Source organism: Luteibacter sp. NPDC104163 (genome assembly GCF_055584245.1).
In genome coordinates this window covers 79,800-106,709 of sequence record NZ_JBVJMK010000001.1, presented here as the reverse complement: position 1 = coordinate 106,709, position 26,910 = coordinate 79,800, and the positions used below count along the sequence as shown (strand labels likewise).

The window sequence follows — 26,910 nt, the reverse complement described above, 5'->3', positions numbered from 1 at the left end:
CTGTGTTTGTTGGCTCCCGGAGGGCCGCTATGACGCAGGTATACGAGGTTCCCTACCATCCGGACGACGAGCTGGGGTGGGCGGTCCGGCTAAACGGGAGGATCCTGGCCCGCTGCAACTCGCGCTATGAAGCCCTGGCGACCGCCATGAACGAGGCGGCGTCGGCCGGTGGGAACGCGAGCATCGGCATCGAGGGCGCCGACGGGGTCTGGCGGCCGTTCGGGACGGATGCGAAGCGGCCGGGGAGGGTGCCGGAGATGCCGGGGAGGCGGTTCGCTACTCAGTGATCTTGTCGAGATTCTGCTCGAAGTTGTCACCGTTTCGCTCATCGGTGAGCGAGTACAAGTTGTAGCGGCGACCCAGGCGGGCGCCACCGTCGCGATAGAGCGGCTGCCAGGTGACACCCACGCGGCTGGGCGAGGATCGTTGCGACATCAGGTCGAACGGGATCTGGAAGTAGATGCCCTTGTCGAAACTGCCCTCACCGAACTGTTTGGCCGACACGTTCGTCTTTGTGGCCCAGGCGCCCATGCGGACCCCGTTGGCAAAGCTGCGAGAAATATCCACGGTGACGCCAAGGTCACCGGCAAGGTAGCGCCCGGCGCTCGCGGAAAGCGTTACGCCGTGATAGCCGGTGTCGAGATAGCCGGTGACATGTCCCGTTGCGACCGAGTAGTGGCGGAAGCTGAAGTTCTGCGAGAAGTCACGCTGCTTGACCCAGTTCGCGTCAACGCCGATCGCGAAGTGTTCGCCGGTCGGACGGTACATGAGTTCGCCACCTGCGCCGCCGTACATCGACTCCAGCATGCCTGCGTAGACCATGCCATACAGGTCTGTATCCAGGCGTTGCGCATGGGTGAGCTGGAACATCGGCATGGTGATGCGCGACGTGGTCATGTATCGACGGATGTCCGTGCGCACGCGCGGCAGGTTACTGGGCGCGTCGTACTTGAACTTGTCGTAGTTATTGACGATGTTCCCGTAGATTGCGCCGCTCCACCACGTATGTTTCGTGATCCGGAAATCAGCGTCGTAGTTCGCGTACACCTGGTAGAGAACAAACGCATCGGGGCCACCCACCATCTGGGCGTAGCCGAGACCGAACGCACCGTCGAATCGCTTCGGCGGATCGGTGAAGAGCACCTCTTCCTTCTGCTGCGCGGGCGCATCGCGCTCCGTGCCCCGGCGGAATGTCTCCAGGTCGATCCGGTGGGCAACAAGCGCATCGAAGTCCTTGCGGCTGATCGATGTCGCGACGATGGGCATCTCGTGGCGATCGGTGATCACCGTGTACCAGTCGATCGTGCCATCCAGCTGGTTATCGAGCACGCGAGCGGCCCGGCCCATGCCCTTGGCGCTGTAGAAGTACTTGCCTTGCGTGCCGGTCACCAGGAGCTCGCTTCCGCGCCTCGTGATCTTGGTGACGGTAAGGCCCGCGTTCTGCCGCAACTCGTCGCTCACGGCATGCCAATCCACCTGTTCAGGAGGCAGGTTTGCCGGGCGTGACGCGGGAATCGGTGGATCGAAGATCTTCACCGGTTCAGCGTGATTGGCCAGATTCGTGTGCAGCGTGATGCCCGCCATGATGGCGCGGCCGCGCTCAACGGCAAGGCTCAGATCGACGACCGGTGCCACGCGATAAACCACGCCGAGATTGACGGGGGTGCGCTGAGGCTGGTTGTTCTGCTTTGGTTCGTGTTTGTAATCGTTGCCTTCGTATTCAAGCTTGACCACCAGCGGCTTCCACGGGGTCTGCCAGGCGATGCCGCCAAAGAGGGCGGTGCGGCCCCTGAAATACGAGTTGCTGCTGAATTCGCCGCCCTGGCCGAAGTCCGATGGGCGGGTCTTGAATCGATCATCGAGCAAGGATAGCGGGTTCGTGACATCACCACGGTTACCCAGGTATCCCCAACCCATGCCCAGCGATGCGTCGAAAGGCCCGAACCGCTTGTTGGCCACGACGTACTCGCCAGAGAAGAGGCCAGTACCACCGATATCACGGAAGCCGAGCGACACGTCGGGCAGCCAGTGGCTCTCGCGCCACAGGTGCGCCTTGATGTCGATGGATTTGTCTTTGTACGACTGGTCGCCGCTCAGACCTGACGGGCCGTATTTCCGGTTACTCACCGACACATAGCGGAACGTCGCTTCGAACCAGTCCAGTGGCTGCAGGGTGATGTTGTAGCGACTGTAAGGGCTGGTACGCGTTGCCGTGAATGTCAGTTCCCCCTCCGGAGCCATGCGCGCGCTAGGGGTCTGCCAAAGACCCGCGCCACCAAAGTCCGAGGTGGTCGGCGGCTCGGCCGCGTGGAGGCTTGCGCAAACCAGAGCGGCGAGCGGCGATACGCGCAGCGCGAGGCGGCGAGCAGTGGTGCGGCCCTTCACGGGATCACCTGGGTCGCGATGTATGCCGCGGCTTCGCGATCCATCGTCGCATCCACATCAGCCGTGGCGGCGACCTTGATCGGGATGTAAATGACGGCCCCCGGTGCCAGAGACTGAGGTTCGTCGCGATTCCACAGTGCGCGGCCCAGCTCCAGCACGTGTCCGTCGGGCTGAATAACGAAATAGTTGTCCTTATCCGCGACCGGCGAGAGTGGGCAATCGGCCAGATACCGCCGCGCATCGCGCATGGGCTCAAAGGCGACGGTGCACGCAGCCGCCACCGCGCCAACGATGCGAACGGTATGCGGCCTCTGCGGATAGTGCAGCACGTCGCCGTTCTCAACGGGGACGTTGGCGTCCGGAGAAATTTCCACGCCACGCGGATCGAGATCCGCGACCATGCGGCCCGTGACTGGCAGGGAGTTCATCCACAAGGCCATACGAGTCGCAACATCGGCCACGTCGTTGTCGCCACGGTTGCTTGCCCGCCTTGCCACCTCGCCGAGGTCGTACACCAGGCCGGCCTTGAGGCCGGTCTGGCGAACCCGCAGTGACTCCCGGAGCAGGCTGGCACCGAGAACATAGGCATCGCCGGTGGGCCACGCGGCGATGGCGGCATCGGCTATCCGCGGATCGCCGGGGAGTTCGCGCCTACCTGGATGAGTCACCTGGCCCTCGAGCTTCACCTCGAGCGTGCGATCGGCGGCCGTGGTTTGAACCGCGACAGCGAGGGACAGGATGCATACGAAGCGGCGCATCAAGGGCCACCTTGCAAGCGTGGCTTGAGTTGCGTCAGTTCGATCGTCACGCCGGGTGCGACCTGCTGGACCGACTTCCAGATGAAGCCCGTCGCGGGGTCGACCCAGTACTGATTTCGTGCGGACCAGCGTCCGGCGCTACTGCGGCGCTCCTCGTCGATCCTGAGAAGTCGATGTGGCTTATCGAGGATGGTGACGTCCTCGGGCCCCACTGCCACCATGCGGCTGTGGACGGGGACGGCGTAACGGTAGCCGGGCGACCAGTCGTCCTCGCTGTCGAAGTCGTCGGATCCGGCGATATGGTTCAGCCCCAACTTGAAGGGATTGGCGCCCACCATCCGCGACCCGTCCAGGTTGGCGTCCAGGTTGATCGTCTGGACCACGCGCCCATACTCGAGGACGAGCGCCGTCTGCCGCGGGCCGTACCAGACCTCACGGTTGCCGTCGACGTTGCCCAGGATAAGCAGCGCATCGCCGTGTTCGGTCTTTGCGACCATCTGGAAGAGGGGACGTTGGGCAACCTCAGCCGGTGAAATGGGTAGCGCGTCGCCGCCGCTCACCGTCCCTCGCACGGTCTGGCCGATGCCCTTCGCCATTTCACCGCAGCCGGCCAACAAAAGTGCGACGCACAGCAACGTGGACGCGGTGCAACCGCGTCTCAAGAATCGGGTTGGTTCCGACATCCGGTCGGACAAACGAGCGGTGTGCAAACAAGTCCCCAGCAGGTCGACTGCATCGCAGCCTACCCACGTCTATTATTGGCTGCGATCGATGTTGTAGTTCGCGCTGGCAGCGTTGCTGATCAGGCCTGAAAGCGGCAGCAACTGGCTGAGCAAGCGATTCCAGCGGGTGACGCCGGCGGGGCCGACGAAGACCACGTCGCCGGGCAGCACACGGAACTCGTCAGCAAGCGAAAATGCCACGGGCGACCGGGCATCCAGGTTGAAGACACGCGCCGGTTCGCTGTCGAGGCCCTTCATGCCGCGGATCACGTACACGGCCTTGCCCTTGGCCGTGGTCTGGTTAAGACCACCCGCGCGGCCCAGAGCCTGACTGAGGGTGAGGTCTGCGATCTTGAAGGGCAGGGGGCCGGGCCGGTTTACCTCGCCGACGACATAGGCTTCCTGCCGGTCGTTGTAAGGCAGGAAAATCCGATCACCGTCTTTCAGGTAGATATCGCTCGCGAGGTGGCCACCATGCCGCATCGCGTCGAGATCGAGGTGGTAGTCGACGCCATCGCGCTTGAGGATCAGCCCCGAGATATTCGCCTGCTCGGTGTTGATCACTGCCGTACCCAGGGCTCGTGCCAAGGTGAGCGGCGTGACGTCGATGACCTGCGCATCGGTTTTCACGAACGCGCCTTCGAGCACCACGCGCTTGCTGGTGTAGCCAATGACGGTAACATCGACCTGCGGGTTCTCGACGTACTCGGCCAGCCGCTTTGCGATGGTCTGGCGCAGTTCGGCGATGGTCAGGCCCGCTGCCTTGACGTCACCCGCATACGGATAGAACAGCATGCCGTCAGGGCCAACGAGGCGCCCGTTGGCCAGCGTCTGCTGCTGAGGGCCTGCTGGCGCCGTCAGCTCCGGGTGTTCCCAGATCGTGATGTACAGCGTGTCGCCGGCACCGATCCGGTAGGCATCAGGCTTGTAATCGAGCAGCTCGTGCGGCACCTGGAACTGGCCGCGCATCGCGGTATCCATGGCGACGAGCTTCGGCGTAATCGCGACAAACTCGACGCGGCCCTCGGTTGCATCGTCCTGGCGCAAAAGCGTGGACGTGTCGAGATGCTGCCCCGGTGCGAAAGCGCAGCCGTGCAGAAAAGCGGCGCCGATGAACAGCGCGCATGCGTGTAAGACTTTCATTGGCCCCTGGCCCCTGTCGCCCGGAACGTCCCGTTACGAGCTTTCAAAACAAAGCGTGCCGGGGAGGCCCCCGGCACGCGAACTGCGAACTTCTAAAACAGCTTAGCGCGTGCCCGTGGTACCGGTGGTACCCGTCGTGCCCGTGGTGCCGCCCGGAGGAGTCGTGCCGCCGTTGCCACCGTTGCCGCTGTTGCCGTCGCCGTTATGGTTATGGCTGCCACCGCCATCAGCGGCGCCCACTGCCACCGCGGCAACTGCCACAGCTGCGCCAACGTAAAGGGCGGTCAGGGTGCCGGCCGTAGCCGTACCAGCGCCACCAGCGCCAGCGGCCACTTCCGGGGTCGCGTCGGCGGGCTGGCTGCCGGCGGTGGCCTGGGCGGCCTGCTGGGCGAATGCCGAGCCGACGAGCGAGACCGAGAGCAGCGCTGCGAGAACTTTCTTCATGTTTCCCCTCCATGAGTCAGAATTAAGGATAATGTGAGTATAGCCAGTAGTCTCGTGAAATTGCGAGAACGTTTGGCACCTAATTCTTGAAAGAGGAGCCCTGCCGGGTGTTTCAACGGATCCTGACGGTGTGCGTCGGTAATATCTGCCGTAGCCCCACCGCCGAATACCGCCTCAAGGCGGCGCTTCCCCCGACGATCAGCGTATCCAGCGCCGGCCTGTCGGCCCTGGTGGGCAAGGGTGCCGACGCGACGGCCCTTGACGTCATGGCGGAGCACGGCATTGATGGCAACCCACACGTGGCAAGGCAGCTGACCGCTTTGATGCTGCGCGAGGCCGATCTGGTCCTGGCCATGGAGAAGTCCCACATCGCTGCCATGGTCCGCATGGCGCCCGAGGCGAGCGGGAAGATCTTCATGCTCGACAAGTGGACCGGCGACCGGGATGTCCCCGATCCCTACCGCCAGCAGCGCGTCGCGTTCGAGCACGTTTACCAGCGCATCGACGAGGGCGTGGCCGCCTGGCTTCGTTACCTCTGATCGAAGGGACGACGCCCCGATGGACAAATCAGCGTCCTGGCGATGGCGGCGATGGGGTGCGGCGCTGGCCGCCCTGGTCGGTATATGTCTCGCCATGGCGATGACCCTGGCGCTACCCGATGTGTCGGAGCGCCTGAAGTCCGGACTCACGCGGCAATACCCCGCTCGAGAGGCCGAGACCTACCCCCAAGCGGACGCCATCGTCGTGCTGGGCGGAGGCGTGGCTCCCCGGGCTACCTTTGACTGGGGTGAAGACGATCCGCGGGTGCAGGAGACTCGCCTGGGATTCGGCGTGGAATTGCTTCGCGCGGGGAGAGCACCGCGCATCGTGCTTTCCGGTGGAAAGGGGGAGGCGCTTGCGATGGCCGCCTCGCTGCGCAAGCAGCGCATTTCGATGGACGAGGTCTCGCTGGAGACCGCCAGCCTGACGACCCATGAGAACGCGACCCACACGGCGGTACTGCTGCGATTGCTGGGTGTACATCGCATCCTGCTGGTTACGTCGACACAGCACATGCCACGCGCGTTACCGACCTTCCGCAGGCTGGGCCTCGACGTGGTGCCTGCCTCGGCGTTTGATCCGCCCGAGCGCGCACCGGTCACCCGCTGGCCGTCCAGGGCCAGCTTCAACCGGTCGATGCGTTACCTGCGCGAATACGTGGGGCTGTTGGCCTACCGAGCCCAGGGCTGGGCCTGACCGTCAGTTGGCCGTTGCGTGTACCTGCCGGAAGACTTCGAGCATGTCAGCGGCCAGACGGTCTCTTGAAAACCGCGGCGCCGAGGCGCGCGCGTCGTCAGCGAGCTTGCGCAGTGCCACGGGGTCGTCGGCGATCGATGCAATGGCGTAGGCCATCGCATCACTGTCTTCCGGTGGCACGCAAATGCCCGATGCGGTTTCGCGGATAATGCCGGTGGCCTCGCCCTCGGGCAGGCTCATGAGGATGGGTACGCCCATGCCCATGGATTCGAAGATCTTGGAGGGAATGACGGTCGCGAAAACCGGGGTGTCGCGTAGCGGAACGATGGACACGTCGCAAATGCTCCACAAGCCGGGCATACGCTCCTTCGGCTGGCGCGGCACCATGCGCACGTTGCTCAGGTTGCGTTCCTCCACCATGCGTTCGACGCGCTCGCGATCGGCGCCGGCCCCCGCGAACACGAACACGATGTCATCGCGATGCTTCAGTTTCTCTGCCGCCTCGACGACCTTGGGCAGCGCATGGGCCAGCCCGTGCGTGCCAAGGTAGCCGGCGACAAATTTCCCGTGGAGATCGAATTCCGACGACAGTTCGGGGTCCCTGTCGCGGGGCTCGTATTTGTCGAGGTCCACGCCGTTGATGACGACATGGATCTTCTCCGGACGGATCCCGCGTGACACGAGGTCTTCCTTGAATGAGCGGGTCACGGAGACGATCGCCGTCGCACGCCGGTAGAGGAACATCTCGATTTTCTCGAGGACCCGGATGACGAGGCTTTTCTTCATCGCGCCTACGGCGATGATCGACGCAGGCCACAAATCCCTCAGCTCGAAAACAAACGGACGACGGCGAATGACCGACAAGGCCCAGCCGCCAATCGCGGAGAAGAACTGGGGCGAGGTCGCCACGATGATGTCCGGCTTCGCTTCGAACAGGCCCATGATGAAGCCCATGACCATGAAGCTCATGTAGTCGAGGGTTCGCTTCAGAAAGCCTTCGTTCGCCGTGATGTAGGTCTTTACACGAACGACGCGGATGCCTTCGAGCGTTTCGACCTGACGCCAGCGGTTCTGATACCCCTTGAACAACCGACCTTCCGGGAAATTCGGTGCGCAGGTAATGACGGTAACGTCGTGGCCGGCCTTAACCCAGCGCGTCGCGTGCTCGAAGAGTCGCGTGGCGGGCGCGTTTCCTTCGGGCGGGAAGTTGTCGGACAGAAACAGGATGCGCATGGCGCGGTCAGCTCCAGGAAAAAGTCATCGTCAGGCGGCCGGACGTCAGGTCCGAACGGACGATGTGGGTGGCGACGACCTCCCCGAAACGGGGTGCCCAGTCGCCAGGTTCAGCATGGATAGGTTGCGTTGCTTCCCAACGGACGACGGTGCCGTTGGGATGTCGTGCGGAGTCGTTTTCACCTGGCGAGAGCGAGGGCGCCAGGCGGAATCGCGCCGTCGCGGACGCGTGCTTGCCCGCGACGGCGTCCTCGACCGTCAGGCGTCCGGGACGGAGTTCCCAACGACGTTTGTGCGTGGGCTTGCCTGCAAGGCGGTGGTAGCCATCGTGTGCGGCCTCGACCCACGAAACATCGCCCGTATGCCCGGCCTGGATCGCGATCGGGCGCGCGCGTCGTGCCACACGGAATCCGCCCCAGACCTCCGAGGAGTTCTCTCCGTCGACCACCACGGTGTTGTGGGCAGCGGTGCCTCGTTCCCAAAACCGGCGTTCGCCAGTCGCATACGTTGATGTGCCGCCGTTGACGATGGCGCGCACCCCGCCGAACGAAGCCTCGAAGCTCAGTGTGTCGGCGTGTGCGTGTCCCGGGAGGTAATCCGGGCCCACTGGAGCGACGTCGACGATGACCACCGCACCCCCTGCCTCGAGGCGGATGTACCCGGATGCGTCCAGCCTTACCAGCGACTCAGCCGGTGGCGGCAGTGCCTCAATGGCGAGAGCACTCGCGTAAGTAGCGAGTGCGGCGGGCTCAGGCGAGATGCCGAAAGCGGCGTCATTAAAAAACGCGATCTGGCCATCGGGATGGGTCATGACACGCAGCCACTGGCCCATCCTCTGGGCGAGACCGGACCAGCCTGCCTTCGCCCTCGCCAACGTCGCGGGGTAGCGGTCCGCGAGCTGCACCAGGTCCAGCATGTCCTCCAGCAGGATCGCGTGGTACATGGGGCTGCGTTCGAAATGACCGCCATCGGACAGGAACTGCTCTTTCATCTCGCGTGCGATGAGCGACAGCCCCCGTGCGAGCCAGCGATCGCCTTCCTTGCCACCGAAGAAGGCACCCGCGAAAGCGAGGGCTTTCGCGTTCGCCCAAAGGTGGTTGCCCAGCAGGTGGTGCTCCAGCCGGCCGGTCAGATATCGCGTCTGGATGGCGAGGCTGGTTAGCGCCTCGGACGATAGTTGATTACCCGCGAGGGACCACTTGATCCAGTTGGCGATACGTAGCGAGGTAGGGTAGGGCTCCCAGCCATTTCCTTCGCCAGGAGGGTTCTCACGTATCCATCGTTCGATCAGGTCAGCGTGCCATGTCGCGCGTGATGGCGCGCCATCGGCGACCAGGTCATCGAAGTAATGCGCGTTGTAGAGCCAGAGTTTCGGCCACGCCGGGTGGTTCCAGTCTCCCGCTGTCGCCATACGGCGAACGACATTGAGGAAGCGGAACTCGTCCGCCGATAGCATGCTGGGTGTTCTGGCGCACGCAAGCCACCGGCCTTGCGCCGTCCGCAAGGGCGGTGCAGGACGCAGGTCAGGCTTTGGGTGGGCCAGCCGGAACCAAACGCGCCCGTAGAATTGAACGGGGCGCAGGTATTTCAGCGTATGCCAATAGCGGGCCAGCCGGGCAATCGACATCGGGTCAGGCCAGGAGTTTCTCGAGTGCAGCGACGATGCGCTGCCCCGTCTTGCCGTCCCACATCGGGGGAATCGCACCCTGCTTCCACTGGCTGTCGAACAGGCGATCCAGCGCAGGCTTCAGCCTGGACGGGTCCGTGCCAATCAGCTCGTTGGTGCCCATGCTGACCGTCTCAGGGCGCTCCGTGTTGTCGCGCAGGGTCAGGCAGGGCACGCCCATTACCGTGGTTTCCTCGGTAATGCCGCCCGAGTCCGTGATCACGCCCTTGGCATGCTTCACGAGAAAGTTGAACTGCAGGTACGGCTGGGGATCAACCAGCAGGATATTTTCCGGGAAACCTGGGAGTGCCTTCAGTGTCTTGGCGGTACGGGGGTGCACAGGAAACACCACGGGCATCCCGCGCGTGCCTTCGCCGACGGCGGCGAGCAACCGCGCGAAACCGTCGGACGAATCCACGTTGGCCGGGCGGTGTAGGGTGGCGACGAAATATCCGCCTGCCTTCAGGTTGTGTTCGTCCCAGAACGAAGGGGGCGACAGACGATCCATGTTCGACAGCAGTGTATCGATCATCGTGTTGCCCACGAAGAAGATCCTGTCATCGTTGATTCCGCTGCGACGCAAGTTGTCGTTGGCTACGTCACTCGTGGTGAAGAACCAATTTGTAATGGCGTCCGTCACGAGCCGGTTGATCTCTTCCGGCATGGTCCAATCACCTGAGCGAATGCCGGCCTCGACGTGGGCTACGGGGATGCATAGCTTCTGCGCCGTGATCGCGCATGCCATCGTCGATGTGACATCGCCCACCACGAGGCAAGCACTGCTCCGTTCCTGGAGAAGCAGGGCTTCATACCGGGACATGATCGCGCCGGTCTGCTCAGCCTGAGTGCCGGATCCCGTCTCGAGATTCACGTGCGGCTCGGGGATGCCGAGCTGGGTGAAGAAGTCACCCGACATTTTGGCGTCGTAGTGCTGTCCGGTATGCACGAGGCGGAAGCGCAGCGGGCCACCCTCAGCCTCGCGGGCCTGAAGCGCCTTGATGATCGGCGCGATTTTCATGAAGTTGGGGCGGGCGCCCGCGATGATGTCGATCAGAAGCGGCATATTCATGCGTCAACCATTTCTTGCAGTTCAATACTTACGCGACTCACTTCCAAAATCTCATCCAGCGGGATCGGACATGGAGCGTCGTTGATCAGGGCCTGCACGAAGGCTAAAGCGCAAGCCTCCTGGCCCTTGTCTTGTTTCCATAGATTCATGCGCGAGAAGCCTTTCCAACCCCATCCGCGCAGCTTGCGGAAGTTGTCGAGTTGGAGCACCTTGCCGGCGCAAAAGACTTCAAGTCGTTCCTTAGGGAACGACTTATCGCCGTTGGCGAAGTAGTGAATCGTGCCGATCGAACCGTCTTCGAATGCGAGAGAGATAGTCGCTTTGTCGCCGGGGATGTCGATGGAGGGGTGGCGCCCAATGCTGACGGCATGCGCGGAGACAATGGGTGTACCGGCGAGGTGTCGAAGTAGGTCCACGAAATGGCAGCCCTCGCCGACGATGCGGCCGCCACCGGTGACCGGATCTTGCGTCCAATGTTCGGCGGGAATCGCACCCGCATTAACGGTCATCACGAAGCACTTTGGCTCCACGATTGGCGTAAGCAGTTGCTTTATCTTCTTGACTTGAGGGGCGAAACGTCGATTGAAGCCGATCATGAGCTTCTGCATCGGTCGATCAAGTGCCAATTCGCTAATTTCAGCAAGCTGACCGAGGGTGAGGCAGAGAGGCTTTTCGCAGAATACGTGTTTTCCTGAACTCATTGACTCGGTCACCTGCGTAGCGTGAGCGTTGTGTTGCGTGGCGATTACCACAGCGTCAATGGATGCGTCAGATAGCATGACTGACGCGTCAGTGGATGCCATCAGGAAGCCTTGCTTTTTCCCATGATGTATTGCGGTGACGCCACCGCTGCTAACTATGGTTCCCAGCCTGGCGCCGGCTTTTCGGAAGGCAGGGATAAGCACGCGTCCGGCGTAGTTGCCCGCACCGAGGAAGCCCAGTGTGATTCCGCTTCGCGGCTGAATGCTCTGGTCTAGATTTACTGCGCGCTCTGCGACAACCAACTCGGGTTCAGCTGCACGCGGATACTGTAGGAGAATTCCAAGGGATGGGTCACCCGATGAAAGAAGCTCATAAGCGTCGACTGCGTCAGTAAAGTCGAAGCGGTGCGATACGAGAGGTTCGACATCGAGCTGACCTGAGGAAAGCAAGTCGAGAACTGCTTCAAAATTGCGTTGCTCGGTCCAGCGGACGAATCCGACTGGATAGTCGTTGCCCTTCTCCTCATAACCAGGGTCATAACGACCGGGGCCGTAGCTACAGCTCACCTGGAATGTCAGCTCCTTTTCGAAGAAGTCGGCGCGCGATAGCTCCAGGCCCGTCACTCCGACGAGCACGATGCGTCCCCGCTTGCGACACATATGGGCAGCTTGAGCAACGGGTTCGTTGCTCTTCGTGGAAGCCGTGATTATGACGGCATCGACACCGCGGCCGCGGGAGAACGCCTTCGCAGCCGCTTCTACGTCTTCCCCTGATGCCGGATTTACCGTCTCCGCGCCGAACTGGCGAGCCAGGGCGAGTCGAACGGGATCGTAGTCAATGCCCAGAACGCGGCATCCTTGAGCGCGCAGCATCTGCACGGTGAGAAGACCGATGAGTCCGAGTCCGGTGACTACGACACACTCGCCGATTGTCGGTGCTACGAGGCGTATGCCTTGAAGGCCAATAGCGGCCAGGACGGTGAACGATGCCTGGTCATTCGTGACATTGTCCGGAATTCGGACAACGAGATTCTTCGGAACTGTAACGGCTTCAGCGTGCTTTCCGTTACTCACAACGCGGTCGCCAACGCGAAGATTTTGGATATCCGCGCCGACCTCGACTACCTTGCCGACGTTGCAATACCCCAGTGCAAGCGGCTGATCGAGCTTGCTCATTACGGCATCCATGGTCGCCGAAAGACCGTCGGTCCGAACTTTGTCCAGCACCATGCGTACTTTGTCGGGCTGCTGCTTCGCCTTCGAAAGCCAATTTGCTTTCCCAAAGTCAACAAGCATACGTTCGGTTCCGGCGGAAACGAGCGTGACGGCTGTCGCGATCAATACTTCCGAGCGCCGTGGGAGTGGTGTCGGCACATCGGCAAGCGTCGTACTGCCGTCCTTGAGGCTCTGTAGAACTTGTTTCACGGCGATATCCTTACCAAAACTAAATATAGATTGAGTGGATCAGTTAGATCCGGTGCTGGTGCTGGCCAGTCGGTCAAAGCATTCATCAACAATCCGTCGCATTGCGACATCCCACGCCTCGAAATGCAGTGCGCGAAGGCGCACCGCCTTGTCTCGTAAGAGCGAACGGTTGCTCGCTAGGTCGGCCAGGAGTGTCGAGAGACGCTCAGAGTCATCGAAGGGGACGACGAAGCAGGCGTCCTCCGACGTAAATGTGATGCTCGTCTCCAATCCCTGGTTGGTGATGAAGGGCACGCCTAGCGCGGCACAATCGAACCACTTGTTGGGCTCAGCGAGGCGGTTTATCTCGAGCTTTGGATCGTAAAACGCGAGCACGATGTCGGATTGAATTAGCATCGCTAGCGCTGCCTCATTCGTTACGATGCCTCGATATCCATCTCCAAGCTTCTCGGAAATGGAATGCGCGGAATCGCCCAGCAGCCTTCCCGCCCCGACGAACTCAACGGATGCCGGGTCGACGGCAGATATGACCGAGCTCATCATGCCCGCACCACGCTCGTCTGATATTAGTCCGCTGATCAGTACGCGAAGACGGCCATCCGGAGTTGGCAGGATGTCGTCTATTCGCTTCGCGAGCTCGATGACATCGGTGTGCGGGGTGTTTCGTATGATGCGCGTGTTTGGCGCAGTTCCTTCGCCATCAAGCCGCGAAACGCCCGGGACAACGTGTAGGAGTGCCCGGCGCCCGAGGTCACGCTCGATGCGTTCGATGACGCGCTTCAGTTTGGGGTTCCAGTTGTAGCTCTTTGAGAGCTTGTCTCGATCGAGAAATACGAAGTCGCATCGACGAAATCGCGCCGCGATTGCGCAGGGTAACGCGGCATCAAGACGTGAGCAGAAGTAAATGCGGTTTTTCGGAGCGAAGATTAGCCTGACGGTCAGGACCGCCATCCAGATGCCATAGCCAAGAAGGCCGCCAATGCCGCCGCCCCACGTCCCAAAGCGGAGGAGGACTCGGACGTTCGCGGGCACCTTCTCACGACGGTCGCGCATCCAAGTCCAGAACTCGAAGGGTATGGATGCGTCTCCAAGAACACGAGCAAGTTTGCTCAAGTACGGATTCTTGATGTATGGGTTGCCTTGGCCGAGGATTATGGCTTTCACGAAATTTTCCATCTGTTCTAGCGAGCAAGCCGAATGGTGCGATTACCGAGTTGCGCCACTACGACCAGAAAGACCATTGTGACAAGGTATCTGCTCCATCCGCCGAGAAGCTCCATGTAAAGAAATCCGAATGCGAACGTAAACACTGAAAATGCGTAGATGACCAGACCTAGCGGGGTCGTCACCTCGCGCCGCGCATACCAGTTGCGACAGAATGCGATGATTGCGCCGTCAATCAACCCAAAAAGGAGCACGCCGGCGAAGCCGAAGTTCATATAGCCTTCCGTGGGCAAGCCGGTCGTGTACGAAGTCAGGTTTTCTCCGTCGGCCGTATAGCTCCCTGGGTATATAAAGTTGCGTAGCGCTGGGCCGCCCCCAAAGGGTTTGTCGGGCCAAATCGCACGTGGCACCGGATTCACGGCCGCCGCGACCACCGTACTCCCGTAGAGTGGAGTCCATCGCGTGCTGTACTGGTCGAGCCAGACGAGGTTTTCGGCGTTGCCGAAGGCTCCGTTGAGGCCGTAGGTGAGCAACGACACCGCAGTCTGATTGGACACAGCAGTATAGTCTTTGTGGTCAAGGTGTGTTCGGATCTTCGCCCATGCTGACATCGCAAGCGCAAACGCAAGTAGCGCAGGAATGACCAATATTGCCTTTCGCATATCCGCCCTCGTTAGTATGCAGAGGGCCAGGAGCGTCACGACAATTAGGATGAATACAAAGTTTCGATTCCCCATTAGGGTGAATCCGATTGAAACACCAAGAAACATGCAAGCGATCACAACCAGGCGCGAGGCCCCTGGTGTTCCTCCTGCTCTGCGCTGTGCTACATAGTTCACAATGGAGACGGCGGTAAAGCAAACGGCGTTGAAAGACAGGACTACGGCCGGACCGAGGCCGCGCCGGAGCATAATTCGGTCCTTCATGTAGTCTGCGAGCGCGTAGGCACTTAGGGAATGAGCCAGGTAGGCGATTGCTGCCACTGATGGCGCACCGACGACCAGCGTTATGCGAAGTCGCTCTCGTCGGGTGAGAGGCCTGACGGTCGGGAACGTTCTAGCGGCAAGGCCACCTGAGGCGACGTAGCCAGCGATTCCCGCCATCATGAAGGTCAACGCATTCCAGAGCGATGTGGCTTCCGACGCAGAGGTGTACTTGAAATCGTAGCTCTGAACGTCGGTCAGCGACTTGATTAGAGGCATGAACCCGTAGATGAACGCCATTCCCAGGATGAAGACGTAGATTGGCGAGTGCAGCGTTCGGTCGAGCCTTCCTCCGATGCGGAAGAGCACGATGACAAACGGTATCGCGAAGAAGAGGAAGTATGCGACGTACACAATGAAATATTCAGGCGATAAGGGTGCGATGGGGTGATGCTTTTGCGTATGTGGCAGGACGGCGTGCCTGCAGGGGCGCGCGCAGAAATTCGTGCGAGACAGCCCGGCGCACAGTCGCTCGCGGTGCGGGAACGGCGAGCGCGCACGTCTCAGGCACGTCGTGTGTCAATTCACGTTGTTCGAGTCTCGGTACGGTGCTCGATCCCAAGTTTGTCAAGGTAGTCCGCCACCGTCCCGGCCACGAATGCAGGGTTGCCCATCACGATCGCGTGGTCCGGGATCTTCCCCCGCACCACGCTTCCTGCTGCGACGATACAGCCGGAGCCAATTTCAGCGCCCGGCATCACGATAGCCCCGGTTCCGATGAACGTATGCGCGCCGATCGCTATGGGCCGAACGCGGATCAACGGCTGGTCAAAGCGAACACCAAGGGCCTTAGCTGCGGTGTTTGCCGCAGCATCGTGCGTCAAGATGCGCACGTTGCTGGAGATTGTGCATCCATTCCCCAGTGTTATGAGTGAATAATCAGTGCTGTCGAACCAAATCTTAGCCGAGAGATAGTTTGGGGTGCCCTCGATCTTTGCGCCTTCCGAACGGAGAAACCAGGCATAAAGTCTGGTTACGAGGCCTGGCTTGAGATACCAGCCTAAGCGCACGGCGCTTAGGACGACTGCCTTCTTTATTATGCGAGTAGCACTCATGGCGTGACTCCAGCTGACGCGCGCTCTCGCGTCATTCGACGCTTGGTTAGAAGCGCATAAGTAATTAGTTGTAGGGAACAAGCGGCGACGTGCGCGATGGCGAGGCCGTCCGCGCCATGCCGGTCGATCAATAGCTGCGCTGCAGCGAGCAGCGAAGTGGAGTAGATTGCGTTTCCGACAACGAGTGTCCGTGCATCACCAGCGGCAGTTGAGCCCCTCATCAGGACGGCGGTTGGCGCCGTTAGGACAACTGACACGAGCAGGATTTGCAGTGGATGTATCGACTCGCTGTACTTCGGCATGAAGTGTGTGACGAAGTAGGGTGCAACGACCATCGCCGCCGCGGACCCCACGAGGGTTACGATTGTCAGCCACTTCACTGCATCCAGTACGTGGCGTTGGCCACCTGAATCGCCATGAGAAATCCGGGTCGATGCAAAGAGTGGCAGCAGGGCATTCGAAACGACGCCTACCCCGAAAAGTAGGAGCGTCCTAGCCTGATTCCCAAGCGCGAAGTTGCCGAGTTGCGACGGCCCATCGGGAGCCTGGGAGAGCATCACCATCGAGTACCACATGGCAGGAACGGTAAAGAGGCCTGCGACCGATGAAGGAAGTCCAAGCTTCCATACAATTGACCATTCGTTTCGCGCGATGTCGCGAACGCTGAGAGGCGCGGCGGTTCGCCTCCTATGGCGATAGAGAGGGATTTCTTGGCCGCCACAGATGATCAGCTGGGCTGCGATATATCCACCCATCGCCCAGTTCAGGGTGTTGGGTACCGAGCATGCGGCCATCACAAGCAATGCCAGCGGGGCCGATGCGAGATTCGCTACTGCCTGTTGCTTAAGCGTGCCCTGGGCGAGGGCGACGCCGTTCTGAATTGACGTAACAAAGCCGGTGAAGACCAGCAACGAAGACCACGCATACAAGCCGGCGAGATCACTTGTGCCGTTAATCCAGACAGCAAGGTGCTGAGCCATTCCGACCATTACGAGCGAAAAGACTATCGATATCGAGATGGCAGAAAAGTAGGCGACGGAAATGGCATGGCCAATTCGTCCGTCGTTCCTTGCAACGGCCTCAGCGACGATCTTTGTGGCCATCTGACCAAGGCTTAGTGCACAGAACGTGGTGAACAGCAGCGCAGTAGATTGGAGAAGGGACAATTGTCCAAATGCTGCCGGGCCGAGACGACTGGCAAAAATGAGGCTTCCTAGGAACGTGATTCCTCGTGACGCGATCGCGCTCGCGCCAGATAGTGCCGCGGTCGAAAGAAGCTTCTTCATATCTACGTGAGAACGGATGTCTTAAGAGTGCTACCTGCACTCAGAGACGCCCGTCAACCTCTTGCTTCGGAAGGATCCCCTTGATGTCGTAGACCACGGCCCGGCCATTCGCCAGAGCGCGCACGCCTTGCGCGCCACTAGCTCGAAACTCGTCATGGGCGACAGCTATTACAATGGCGTCGTATGAGCCAGGTTCCGGACGACGTTCAAGGAGATCAACCCCGTATTCGTGCTTTGCCTCAGCGGCATTCGCCCAGGGGTCGTAGATATCTACGTTTGCGCTGTAGCCTTGGAACTCCCGTACGAGGTCGATAACCCGCGTGTTGCGGAGGTCGGGGCAGTTCTCTTTGAATGTGAAGCCGAGGACCAGAATCCGGCTGTCCTTGATGGCATGACCCTTCCGGATCATGAGCTTTACGACCTCGCTTGCTACATGGCTACCCATCGCGTCGTTGATGCGGCGGCATGCGAGCAGAATATCGGGGAAGTACCCGACAGATTGAGCCTTTTGAATGAGGTAATAGGGGTCAACACCGATGCAGTGACCGCCGACCAAGCCCGGACGAAATGGGAGGAAGTTCCATTTAGTTCCTGCAGCCTCAAGCACATCGGTCGTGTCGATGCCTAGCCGTTGAAAGATCATCGAAAACTCGTTGATGAGAGCAATGTTTGCGTCTCGCTGCGTATTCTCTATGACTTTTGCAGCCTCAGCGACCTTAATTGATGGCGCCTTGTGGGTCCCCGCCAGGATGATTCGACGGTACAACGTGTCAACAAAGTCTGCTGCCTCGGGTGTCGAGCCAGAAGTGATCTTCGGAATGTTCGTTAGTCGACGTTGGTGATCGCCTGGATTGATACGCTCGGGGCTATAGCCGACGTAAAAGTTGACGTTGAAGGTGAGACCGGACACCCGTTCGAGTTCCGGTACGCAGATCTCTTCCGTTGCGCCCGGATAGACTGTGGACTCATAGATAACGACGTCGCCATCTGAGAGGACGCTGCCAATTGCTTGGCTGGCCTTGATGAGCGGGAGGAAGTCGGGTCGCTTATGTTCATCGATCGGCGTGGGTACCGTGACGATGTAAACGGTGCAACCGGCTGTATCACGAATATCCGTGGTGAAGCTGAGATTTGGCGAGCCTGAAAGCTCTTCGGACGTGGTCTCTTTCGTTCGGTCGGTACCCGCGCGTAGTTCGTCGACACGCAGATGGCTGATATCGAAACCGACTGTGGGTACGGCCTTTCCGAATTCCACGGCGAGCGGGAGCCCAACATATCCGAGGCCGACGATCGCGATCTTCGTGTTTTCTTGCGCGTGCATGATGTGTCCGTACGTCTAATTGGGTGATGTGCTGCTTGCGGTAGATCTGGATGATTTGCGCTAAGTCGCTGGTTTGTATTCGTAGTAGCCGTAGGAGTAATAGCCAGCGGAGCGCTTTTCTACAGCATTGAAGATTGCGCCTTTCAGTTCGACGCCATTTTGGTCGAAGCGCTGCTTCGCCAGTGCAATCTCCCGCGCTTGATTCAATCCGAATCTACAAACGAGGAGACTCGTACCGGCGTGGTGTCCAATAACCGCCGCATCGGTGACAGCGAGGATGGGGGGCGTGTCCACGAGTACGAGGTCATACTTTGTTTTCAGATCTTCTAACACCGCGGTGAACCGGGCATTCATGAGAAGCTCGGAAGGGTTGGGTGGGACTTTGCCGCGGGCAATGAACGAGAGACCTTCGACGCCCTGGACAGGGCGCAGAACATCTTCGAGGTTCGCTTGGCCGGAGATTAGCTCGGAGAGTCCGTTGTCGCTGCCGCCACCAAGGACCTTATGTAGCGCGCCCTTTCGCATATCACCATCGATCACAAGGACACGCTGTCCCCCTTGCGCGATTACGGCAGCCAAGTTCGCAGACACGAACGTTTTTCCGGCTTCTGGACTTGAGCCGGAGATCATGAGGATATTGTTCTTGGCTTCGAGCCGAGCGAAGTGCAGGCTGGTTCGAAGGCTACGAAGCGCTTCGGCGGCGAGGTCAGCCGGCTCATTTACCACGAGAAGCTTCTGCCGGCCATCGCCGCGAGTGTTCTTACCTCGAACCGAAGTGGTTTTCTCGATTGCGCTTACCGGGATTGAAGCGTAAACGGGAAGTCCAAGCTCTTCGATCGTAGCCGGGTCTTCAACACCACGACGGAGCATGTTGCGTAGCAGCACGATACCCACGGAGAGGCATCCGCCCAAGAATGTGACGCCTATAACTACCATTGCGCGCCTGGGCCTGACCGGTTGCGTCACGTCAACTGCGGCAGCATCGATAACGCGAACATTTCCGACGGTACCTGCGCGTGCGATATCCAGCTGCTGCGCCTGGTTCAACAGCCCGGTGTAGGTTTCGTTGCTGACTTGGACGTCACGAGTTAAGCGAAGGAGCTCTTGTTGAGTATCCGGCAGTGCTCCGACCTGCTTTTCCATTGCATTTTTCTGGGCCTGCAACTGATCGATTTGCTGCATGAGCGTCTTGTACGCCGGGTGTTGCTTGGTGTACCGCCGCTCCAAATCAGCCTGTTGCATACGGAGCTGCTGGATGCTTGACTCGACCGTTACCTCTTGGTCCAGCAGGCCTTTCGTCTGAAGGGTGATGTCAACAGATTTAGCTGTCGTCTGATAGGCATTAAGAGCGGCCGTTGCGCGCTCGAGTTGTTGCCGAATCTTCGGCAGTTGTTCCTTTACGAACTGCAGGCTTTGGGCAGCTTCAGCTGCGTTCCGATCCACATTTTGCCGAACGTAAAGGGTGCTTACTTGATCGAGGAGGCTGGTCGCCTGGTCTGGATCGGCGCTCTGATACGTTAGCTCGATAATTCCCGAGTCTTTCCCCTGTTCTGCGGCACCGATATCTGTTTGAAGCTGAGTAATGACGGTGAGCGGCCGATGCCTGATCACCAAGAACCTCGTGCCTTTGTTTGCACGAAGTTCCTGCACTTCGATAGTCACACCGTGACCCTTCGCCAATTTTCCGACTTCGCCGGCCACTAGAAGTACGCCGTCGTCGCTGAATAGCTTAAAGGTTCGGTCTCCGTCAGCCTGCAGCCATGTAGGCTGGTCGAGGAGCGTGCGGGGGACGTCAAGCTTGAATACCTTTAGCGTTGAGCCGCCCCAGTCGTAGCTGTTCATGCCCATAAGAGGCGACGCAGCCGCTCCGCCATCGTCAGGTATAAACCGACGCGCGACAAAGTTGCCGATTAGCGGAAAGCGGGCCGGAACAATCTCTATGTCCATTCCGAGATTCGATACCGACTGCCCGAGAACGGATCGCGATGTGAGCAGCGCAATTTCAGTGGTCGCTTCAGAACTGGATGCGCCAAGCGTCTGCGACAGCGCGCTGAGGCCCGGCAGCTGAGGGACCTTCTGCTCTACCTGAACAATTGCGCTGGCTTGATAGATCGGCGTCGCGAGAATTGCGTATGCGACGCTCACGACGAAAAAAACTGTCGTAAGTGCAACGATTAGCCACTTGTTATCGAGCAGCGTCCCGAGCAACTCGCCCAGGTCGATGTCGTTGTCGCCCTGCGACGCCTTCTGTATTTCAGCCATGAGTCAAGCTTGTCCAGTACTTAAGATGTTCGCCCGGCCGGCGGTGTTGCCGCCCGTGCGAGTGAGTTGCGCCGAGCGAAGTCCAATGCGGACAGGCGGCGCGTTGCCAATTCTAACGACGTGACAATGCGCTGCCGTGCCAACCGATGGATGGCTTGCTTCGGCTTCTTGGGGCCCCTTGCGCCGCCGTAGGGCGGGCGCCAGATTCGTGCAACACCCTTCCGAGCGCGGAAGGCGCGGGTCGCCGAATGGGCTGATGGTAGCTGATGCGACAGCTATTCGGGGGCTTGGCCGCCCGAATTCACCTTCGTTGTCCTGCATGTCCGGCTCAGTCGGCGATTGCCGGTTCGGGCACATGGGTAGGCGCGGACTGCGGGGGCGCTAGCGCCTGGGGGGCGGTGGATTCGAATTTGAGGGTCCGTGCCCTGCGGGTCTGTCGCCGGTATTCGCCCACGGCTAGCGTTGCGTAGGCCGATGCGACAGCAACAAATACCACCAGACGAGCCTCTCCTGGTAGGCCGTGCGTCGCGTACCCCAGCGCCGAAGTACAGCAGGCAAGTGCGACGAGAGCGAGAAGCGTTTGGCGTGCACTGAGCCCGCGCGCGAGCAGCATATGATGGATGTGCCCGCGGTCAGCCTTGAATGGCGACGTGCGCTCCAAAATGCGCCGGGTCATTACTGTAAGCGTATCCATGATCGGAAGAGCCACGCACCAGAGCACATCCGTTGGGCTAACGGGCGAAGTGTCAGCCTCGGCCAGACGAATAAGCGCCCAAGCCAACAGATACCCGACAACCATGCTTCCAGCATCGCCCAAGAATACTTTGCGTCCGGTAAGGCCTAAGTTCACAAGAAGATACGGTACGGCTGTTGAAGCTACGACTGCCAGCATGGCTACGATGCCAGGTACGGTGCCGCCCCTGTGGAACAATAGCAGCGTGCAAACGCTCACCAGCGCCTGCGAGCCGGCCAGGCCATCGATCCCGTCCATCATGTTGAATGCGTTGAGCAAGCCGATGACGGCTACGGCTGTGAAGACATAGCCGAAAGGACCGAGTTCAACCGGAGCGCCGAAGAGGTGCCCCAGGGAAGAAATATGCACACCCGTCGAAACCATGACGCAGGTAACGCAAGCGATCTGAGCCAGCACCCTCACGCGGACGCTCAGGTCATGGCGGTCGTCCAGCGCTCCGATAAACGCCATAACCGCGGCCGTCTCGATGACCACCGAACGGAACGGGCCCAGATGCCCGAAGTAGACGGTGCCTGCAACGATGCCGCCAAACATGGCAAGCCCACCAATGAGCGGCACAGCTCCCTGGTGATGCTTGCGATCATTAGGGTGGTCAACGAGACCAACGTAGCCAGCGATCGGCCGCAGCGCTGCGATAAGCAGGGCAGTAACAACGCCTGCGACGAGGCACGCCTGCCAGAAATGAGCATCTACCACTTCGACATCCCTATCAGTGATGAATAGGGGTTGGCGTGGTTCAGGCGCGACGCTGGCGCCGGGTGTGAAACCTCCGCACCAGCGGACGCTCCTCACACTTGTATCAACCATCCAGAATTCCCCTATGCAAATTTTTGCACGAATCGGGTGCGGTCGACAATAAACGTGTCGAGATTCACGCTTTCCGCCCTTCGGTTATCTGGACAAATGTGACGACCCTTCCGTCCAGTCAAAGTTTTGACGCGCCCTGGTTCGAGTGCGCTTGAAGTTGCCGCTGCCGACGCGAAGTCCTGCGGTGCTCATGATAGGGCGGCGATCATCTTGCGACTGGTCGTTGACGCCACCGCCTGCTGAGCGCCCCGGCCTCGGCCTATGTAGGCTTCGCTCATTCCCAGCCGCAGCGTCACCCAACCGCCCAGTCCGTTAGGCCAGTCCATGACCCATAGGCCCGTGCGGTAAAATGCCGATCCAGGCGAGCCGGTGGCCGGCTCCGCTGACAGAAGGCGTTTACCCATGAAAGTTCTGGTCACCGGCACCGCCGGCTTCATCGGCTCCCACGTCGCCATGAAGCTCCTCGAGCGCGGCGACGAAGTCATCGGCTTCGACAGCATGAATGACTACTACGACGTGACGTTGAAGCAGGCCCGCCTGGCCCGCTTCAGTGACCACCCGGGGTACACGCACGTCCAGGGTGACCTGGCTGACCGCCAGGCGGTGGAGCACCTGTTCGCCGAGCACAAGCCCGAGCGGGTCATCCACCTGGCCGCCCAGGCTGGCGTCCGGTATGCCGCCCAGAATCCCCACGTCTACGTGGCGAGCAACCTCACAGGCTTCCTCCATATCCTGGAAGGGTGCCGCCACCACGGGGTGCAGCATCTGGTGTTCGCGTCCACGAGTTCGGTCTATGGGGCCAACCGCCTCATGCCGTTCTCTGAGCACGAGTCGACCGAACACCCGTTAACCCTCTACGCGGCAACGAAAAAGGCCAACGAGCAGATGGCGCATAGCTATGCGCACCTCTATGGCATCCCCTGCACCGGCCTGCGCTTTTTCACCGTGTACGGCCCGTGGGGTCGCCCGGATATGGCCCTGTTCCTGTTCACCAAGAACATCATCGAGGGCAAGCCGATCGATGTGTTCAACCACGGCCACCACAAGCGCAGTTTCACCTACATCGACGATATCGTCGAAGGCGTGGTGCTGGCGATGGACCGCCCGGCGGAGAAGGACGCGGGCTGGGATGCGCTGACGCCCGATCCGGCCACGAGCGGGGTAGGGCCGTACCGCATTTTCAACATCGGCAACGAGCATCCGGTCGAGCTGCTGACCTACATCCAGACCATCGAGGAATCCGTGGGTCGCAAGGCAGTGATGAACCTGCTCCCGCTGCAGGCGGGCGACGTGCCCGACACCGAGGCTGACGTAACCGACCTGCGTGAGCAGCTGGGCTATAGCCCCAGGGTTTCCGTGGCCGAAGGGGTGGCGAACTTCGTGGACTGGTACCGCGCGTACTACAAGGCGTAGCCCGCCGTTCTGGCCGTCCCGCCCCTCAGCCGGTATCCTTAGCCCCCATTGGCCCCGTAGCTCAGCTGGATAGAGCGTCCCCCTCCTAAGGGGAAGGTCGCCCGTTCGAATCGGGCCGGGGTCACCAGCATCAGGCGGCGGCAGGTGGTCACCCACACGATTCCGAACACGCCCTTGCAAGCCACAACCCGCCTGGCCGTGTATCAAACACGATTCACCCGGCCCGTTGTGCCACCTGCAGGAGCCCGCCCATGCCCCGTTCTTTTGACGCGATCATCGTAGGTGCCGGTCAGGCCGGCCCGGCCCTCGCGGCCCGGCTCACCGCGGCGGGCAAGACGGTCGCCATCATCGAGCGCCACCTGGTCGGGGGCACCTGCGTCAACACGGGCTGCAAGCCGACCAAGACACTGGTGGCGAGCGCGTACGCGGCCCATGTGGCCCGGCGTGGCCAAGAATACGGCGTGCGCTATGCCAACGACCCCGGTCCGATCCAGTTCGACCTGCCCACGGCGGCGGCACGCGCCCGCCAGGTCATCCTGGACTCGCGCAAGGGTAACGAGGACTGGCTGGCGTCCATGCCCGGGCTCACCTTGATTCGCGGCCATGCCCGGTTCACCGGCCCACGCCGGATCGAGGTGAACGGCGAAGTGATCGAGGCGCCACAGGTGTTCCTCAATGTCGGCGGCAGGGCTAACGTGCCCGACTTCCCCGGTATCGACGAGGTCGATTACCTGACCAACAGCACCATCATCCCGCTGGAGCAGTTGCCGGAACACCTCGTGGTCGTCGGTGGCAGTTACATTGGCCTCGAATTCGCGCAGATGTATCGACGTTTCGGTTCGCGGGTCACCGTCGTCGAGATGGGGCCGCGCCTGGTCGGCAGGGAAGACGAGGACGTCTCCGCGGAGATACGTGCCTTCCTGGAAGCCGAAGGCATCGAGGTCCGGACCAGTGCGTGCTGCATCACGCTCGGGAAGAACGGGAAAAACGTGACCGTCGGCGTCGACTGCACGGAAGGCGCACCGGTCGTGGAGGGCTCGCATGTCCTGCTCGCCGTAGGCCGCCGTCCGAACACCGACGACCTTGGCCTCGACAAGGCCGGCATCGAGACCGACGAGCGTGGCTACATCAAGGTCGACGACCACTTGAAAACGACCGCGGAGGGCGTCTGGGCCATGGGCGATTGCAACGGCAAGGGTGCCTTTACCCACACGGCGTGGAATGACTACGAGATCGTAGCAGCCAACCTGCTCGATGGTGCCGACCGCAAGGTGAGCGCGCGGATCCTCGGCTATGCGCTTTACGTGGATCCGCCGCTGGGCCGTGTCGGCATGACCGAAACGCAGGCCCGCGCGTCGGGCCGTCCGCTGCTGCTGGCCAAGCGCCCGATGAAGCGCGTGGGCCGTGCGGTGGAGAAGGGCGAAACCTGGGGTTTCATGACCATGGTGGCCGATGCGGAAACCCGCAAGATCCTCGGCGCCGCGGTGCTGGGAACCGGCGGCGACGAGGTGATTCATGGCGTGCTCGACATGATGAATGCGGACGCGACGATCGATACCTACCAGTGGGCCGTGCCGATCCACCCGACCGTCTCGGAACTCATTCCCACGCTGATCGGCAGCCTCGCGCCGGCGGAGCCGAAGGCCTAGATATCCCGCATCACCATGAGCCGGATCTCGCTCATGTCGTCGATGGCGTAACGCACGCCCTCACGCCCGATGCCGGACGATTTCGCGCCGCCGTAGGGCATGTTGTCCACGCGGAAACTGGGTACGTCATTTACGATGACGCCGCCCTGCTCGAGGGCATCCCACGCATGCATCGCGTGCCGGAGGTCGTTCGTGAACACGCCCGCCTGGAGGCCGAAATCCGAATCGTTGGCGATCGCCACCGCTTCCTCGAAGGTCATGAAGCGCTCGAGGATGGCGACGGGACCGAACGCTTCCATGCGCTGCAGCTTTGCATCGTGCGGGACCTTCTCCAGCAGGGTGGCCTCAAGCATCGCGCCCTTGCGGCCGCCTCCGCAAAGCAGGCGCGCGCCACCTTTCTTCGCTTCCTCGATCCAGCCCTGCAGGCGTTGCGCGGCGCCCTCATCGATCATTGGGCCAAGGAACGTGCCCTTTTTCTTTGGATCGCCCGCTTTCAGGGTTTTCACCCTGGCCACGAGCTTGCGCTTCAGCGCATCGTAGACATCGTCATGGGCGAGGATTCGCTGGACGCTGATGCAGCTCTGCCCTGACTGGTAGAACGCGCCGAAAACGAGACGCTCGACCACCGCGTCGAGGCGATCCACCTGGTCGGCGTCGACGATGCAGGCGGCGTTACCGCCCAGTTCCAGAGTGACCTTCTTGTGGCCCGCCTGCGCCTTGAGGTCCCAGCCGATCAGGCCGCCAGTGAACGAAAGCAGCTTCAGGCGCGGATCGGTCACGAGCGGTGACGCCGACTTGCCGTCCAGCGGGAGGATCGAGAAAGCCCCCTTGGGCAGGTCGGTTTCGGCAAGGATCTCGCCGATGATCAGTGCTCCCAGTGGCGTCCGTTCCGAAGGCTTGAGGACGAACGGGCAGCCCGCCGCGATCGCCGGCGCCACCTTGTGGGCCACGAGGTTCAACGGGAAATTGAAGGGCGTGATGAACGCTACCGGGCCCAGCGGCACCTTGCGGGTGAACCCCTTGTAGCCGTTCGCGCGCTCGGAGATTTCGAGGTTTATCGTTTCCCCGTTGATGCGGACGGCTTCCTCGGCCGCGATCTTGAACGTCTCGATGAGGCGGGTGACTTCACCGTGCGAATCGTGGATTGGCTTTCCCGCCTCGACGCACAACGCGTAGGCGAGTTCATCCTTGCGTTCACGGAAGCGCGCCACGCAGTGCTCGAGTACCGCCTGGCGCTGCCAGGGGCGGAACGCCTTCATCGCGCCCGTGGCCGCCGCGGCCGCGGCGATCGCGCGTTCCAGCGCATCCGCGTCGGGGAGGGCGACCCGGGTTGCCACCTTGCCGGTGTACTTGTCGAGGACTTCCAGCTTCGCCCTGGCCTTCACGGGCTTGTTGGCGAGGTAGTAGGGGTAGCTCTTCTCGAGCATGGGCGGG

General features: G+C 61.0%; 23 protein-coding genes and 1 tRNA gene. 7 read left to right on the top strand and 17 right to left on the bottom strand.

Annotated elements, in window-relative coordinates; genetic code table 11:
• Positions 1-29 precede the first annotated feature (29 nt).
• Positions 30-287, top strand: a complete 258-nt coding sequence (locus ACZ6YI_RS00485; protein WP_465776973.1) for a DUF2188 domain-containing protein — start codon at positions 30-32, stop codon at positions 285-287.
• On the opposite strand, the gene ACZ6YI_RS00480 is transcribed toward ACZ6YI_RS00485, so the two are convergent.
• From ACZ6YI_RS00480 to ACZ6YI_RS00460, 5 genes are all read right to left on the bottom strand, one after another.
• The gene (locus ACZ6YI_RS00480) at positions 277-2,385 is read right to left on the bottom strand and encodes a YjbH domain-containing protein (RefSeq protein WP_465776972.1); all 2,109 of its coding nucleotides are present in this window, start codon (positions 2,383-2,385) and stop codon (positions 277-279) included. The genes ACZ6YI_RS00485 and ACZ6YI_RS00480 overlap by 11 nt on opposite strands.
• Positions 2,382-3,143, bottom strand: a complete 762-nt coding sequence (locus tag ACZ6YI_RS00475) for a capsule biosynthesis GfcC family protein (protein ID WP_465776971.1) — start codon at positions 3,141-3,143, stop codon at positions 2,382-2,384. Before ACZ6YI_RS00475 ends, ACZ6YI_RS00480 begins: the two co-directional genes overlap by 4 nt.
• Positions 3,143-3,739, bottom strand: a complete 597-nt coding sequence (locus tag ACZ6YI_RS00470) for a YjbF family lipoprotein (RefSeq protein ID WP_465776970.1) — start codon at positions 3,737-3,739, stop codon at positions 3,143-3,145. Before ACZ6YI_RS00470 ends, ACZ6YI_RS00475 begins: the two co-directional genes overlap by 1 nt.
• Before the next feature lie 159 nt (positions 3,740-3,898).
• The gene (locus tag ACZ6YI_RS00465; protein WP_465776969.1) at positions 3,899-5,008 is read right to left on the bottom strand and encodes a polysaccharide biosynthesis/export family protein; all 1,110 of its coding nucleotides are present in this window, start codon (positions 5,006-5,008) and stop codon (positions 3,899-3,901) included.
• 102 nt (positions 5,009-5,110) lie between these two features.
• Positions 5,111-5,452 (bottom strand): hypothetical protein, encoded by a 342-nt coding sequence (locus ACZ6YI_RS00460; RefSeq protein ID WP_465776968.1) that lies wholly within the window; start codon positions 5,450-5,452, stop codon positions 5,111-5,113.
• Between the two features lie 107 nt (positions 5,453-5,559).
• Here ACZ6YI_RS00460 and ACZ6YI_RS00455 point away from each other — a divergent pair, with 107 nt between their 5' ends.
• Together ACZ6YI_RS00455 and ACZ6YI_RS00450 are read left to right on the top strand one after the other, a co-directional pair.
• Positions 5,560-5,991: a low molecular weight protein-tyrosine-phosphatase gene (locus tag ACZ6YI_RS00455; RefSeq protein ID WP_465776967.1), complete on the top strand. Its 432-nt coding sequence runs from the start codon at positions 5,560-5,562 to the stop codon at positions 5,989-5,991.
• Between the two features lie 19 nt (positions 5,992-6,010).
• Positions 6,011-6,688 carry a YdcF family protein gene (locus tag ACZ6YI_RS00450; RefSeq protein WP_465776966.1) on the top strand — a complete coding sequence of 226 codons (678 nt, stop codon included), beginning with the start codon at positions 6,011-6,013 and terminating at the stop codon, positions 6,686-6,688.
• A gap of 3 nt (positions 6,689-6,691) precedes the next feature.
• On the opposite strand, the gene ACZ6YI_RS00445 is transcribed toward ACZ6YI_RS00450, so the two are convergent.
• From ACZ6YI_RS00445 to ACZ6YI_RS00395, 11 genes are all read right to left on the bottom strand, one after another.
• Positions 6,692-7,921 (bottom strand): glycosyltransferase family 4 protein, encoded by a 1,230-nt coding sequence (locus tag ACZ6YI_RS00445; protein ID WP_465776965.1) that lies wholly within the window; start codon positions 7,919-7,921, stop codon positions 6,692-6,694.
• Between the two features lie 7 nt (positions 7,922-7,928).
• A complete protein-coding gene (locus tag ACZ6YI_RS00440) occupies positions 7,929-9,377 on the bottom strand; it encodes a heparinase II/III family protein (protein WP_465776964.1) in 1,449 nt (482 codons plus the stop codon).
• Positions 9,378-9,552: 175 nt separating this feature from the next.
• Positions 9,553-10,650: a non-hydrolyzing UDP-N-acetylglucosamine 2-epimerase gene (gene wecB, locus ACZ6YI_RS00435; protein ID WP_465776963.1), complete on the bottom strand. Its 1,098-nt coding sequence runs from the start codon at positions 10,648-10,650 to the stop codon at positions 9,553-9,555.
• 2 nt (positions 10,651-10,652) lie between these two features.
• Positions 10,653-12,782: a bi-domain-containing oxidoreductase gene (locus ACZ6YI_RS00430; protein ID WP_465776962.1), complete on the bottom strand. Its 2,130-nt coding sequence runs from the start codon at positions 12,780-12,782 to the stop codon at positions 10,653-10,655.
• Between the two features lie 39 nt (positions 12,783-12,821).
• Complete coding sequence (locus ACZ6YI_RS00425) at positions 12,822-13,946, bottom strand: glycosyltransferase family protein (RefSeq protein ID WP_465776961.1); 1,125 nt, start codon at positions 13,944-13,946, stop codon at positions 12,822-12,824.
• Between the two features lie 17 nt (positions 13,947-13,963).
• The gene (locus tag ACZ6YI_RS00420) at positions 13,964-15,283 is read right to left on the bottom strand and encodes an O-antigen polymerase (protein WP_465776960.1); all 1,320 of its coding nucleotides are present in this window, start codon (positions 15,281-15,283) and stop codon (positions 13,964-13,966) included.
• A gap of 170 nt (positions 15,284-15,453) precedes the next feature.
• Positions 15,454-15,984, bottom strand: a complete 531-nt coding sequence (locus tag ACZ6YI_RS00415; RefSeq protein ID WP_465776959.1) for an acyltransferase — start codon at positions 15,982-15,984, stop codon at positions 15,454-15,456.
• Entirely contained in the window at positions 15,981-17,270 is a 1,290-nt protein-coding gene (locus ACZ6YI_RS00410) for an oligosaccharide flippase family protein (RefSeq protein WP_465776958.1), read from the bottom strand. The genes ACZ6YI_RS00415 and ACZ6YI_RS00410 overlap by 4 nt, the downstream gene beginning before the upstream one ends.
• 40 nt (positions 17,271-17,310) lie before the next feature.
• Positions 17,311-18,591: a Vi polysaccharide biosynthesis UDP-N-acetylglucosamine C-6 dehydrogenase TviB gene (gene tviB, locus ACZ6YI_RS00405; protein ID WP_465776957.1), complete on the bottom strand. Its 1,281-nt coding sequence runs from the start codon at positions 18,589-18,591 to the stop codon at positions 17,311-17,313.
• Between the two features lie 60 nt (positions 18,592-18,651).
• Positions 18,652-20,853, bottom strand: a complete 2,202-nt coding sequence (locus ACZ6YI_RS00400) for a polysaccharide biosynthesis tyrosine autokinase (RefSeq protein WP_465776956.1) — start codon at positions 20,851-20,853, stop codon at positions 18,652-18,654.
• A gap of 328 nt (positions 20,854-21,181) precedes the next feature.
• Positions 21,182-22,141: an MraY family glycosyltransferase gene (locus ACZ6YI_RS00395; RefSeq protein ID WP_465776955.1), complete on the bottom strand. Its 960-nt coding sequence runs from the start codon at positions 22,139-22,141 to the stop codon at positions 21,182-21,184.
• Here ACZ6YI_RS00395 and ACZ6YI_RS00390 point away from each other — a divergent pair.
• The 4 genes from ACZ6YI_RS00390 (at position 22,100) to ACZ6YI_RS00375 (ending at position 25,476) form a co-directional block, all read left to right on the top strand.
• Positions 22,100-22,330, top strand: a complete 231-nt coding sequence (locus ACZ6YI_RS00390; RefSeq protein WP_465776954.1) for a hypothetical protein — start codon at positions 22,100-22,102, stop codon at positions 22,328-22,330. The two genes, ACZ6YI_RS00395 and ACZ6YI_RS00390, sit on opposite strands and share 42 nt — an antisense overlap.
• 486 nt (positions 22,331-22,816) lie before the next feature.
• Positions 22,817-23,827, top strand: a complete 1,011-nt coding sequence (locus ACZ6YI_RS00385) for an NAD-dependent epimerase (RefSeq protein ID WP_465776953.1) — start codon at positions 22,817-22,819, stop codon at positions 23,825-23,827.
• Positions 23,828-23,877: 50 nt separating this feature from the next.
• A tRNA-Arg gene (locus ACZ6YI_RS00380) sits at positions 23,878-23,954 on the top strand.
• Between the two features lie 124 nt (positions 23,955-24,078).
• A complete protein-coding gene (locus tag ACZ6YI_RS00375) occupies positions 24,079-25,476 on the top strand; it encodes an FAD-containing oxidoreductase (protein WP_465776952.1) in 1,398 nt (465 codons plus the stop codon).
• Here ACZ6YI_RS00375 and ACZ6YI_RS00370 read toward each other — a convergent pair.
• On the bottom strand, positions 25,473-26,903 hold the full coding sequence (locus ACZ6YI_RS00370) for an aldehyde dehydrogenase family protein (RefSeq protein ID WP_465777361.1): 1,431 nt from the start codon (positions 26,901-26,903) through the stop codon (positions 25,473-25,475). The two genes, ACZ6YI_RS00375 and ACZ6YI_RS00370, sit on opposite strands and share 4 nt — an antisense overlap.
• Positions 26,904-26,910 lie beyond the last annotated feature (7 nt).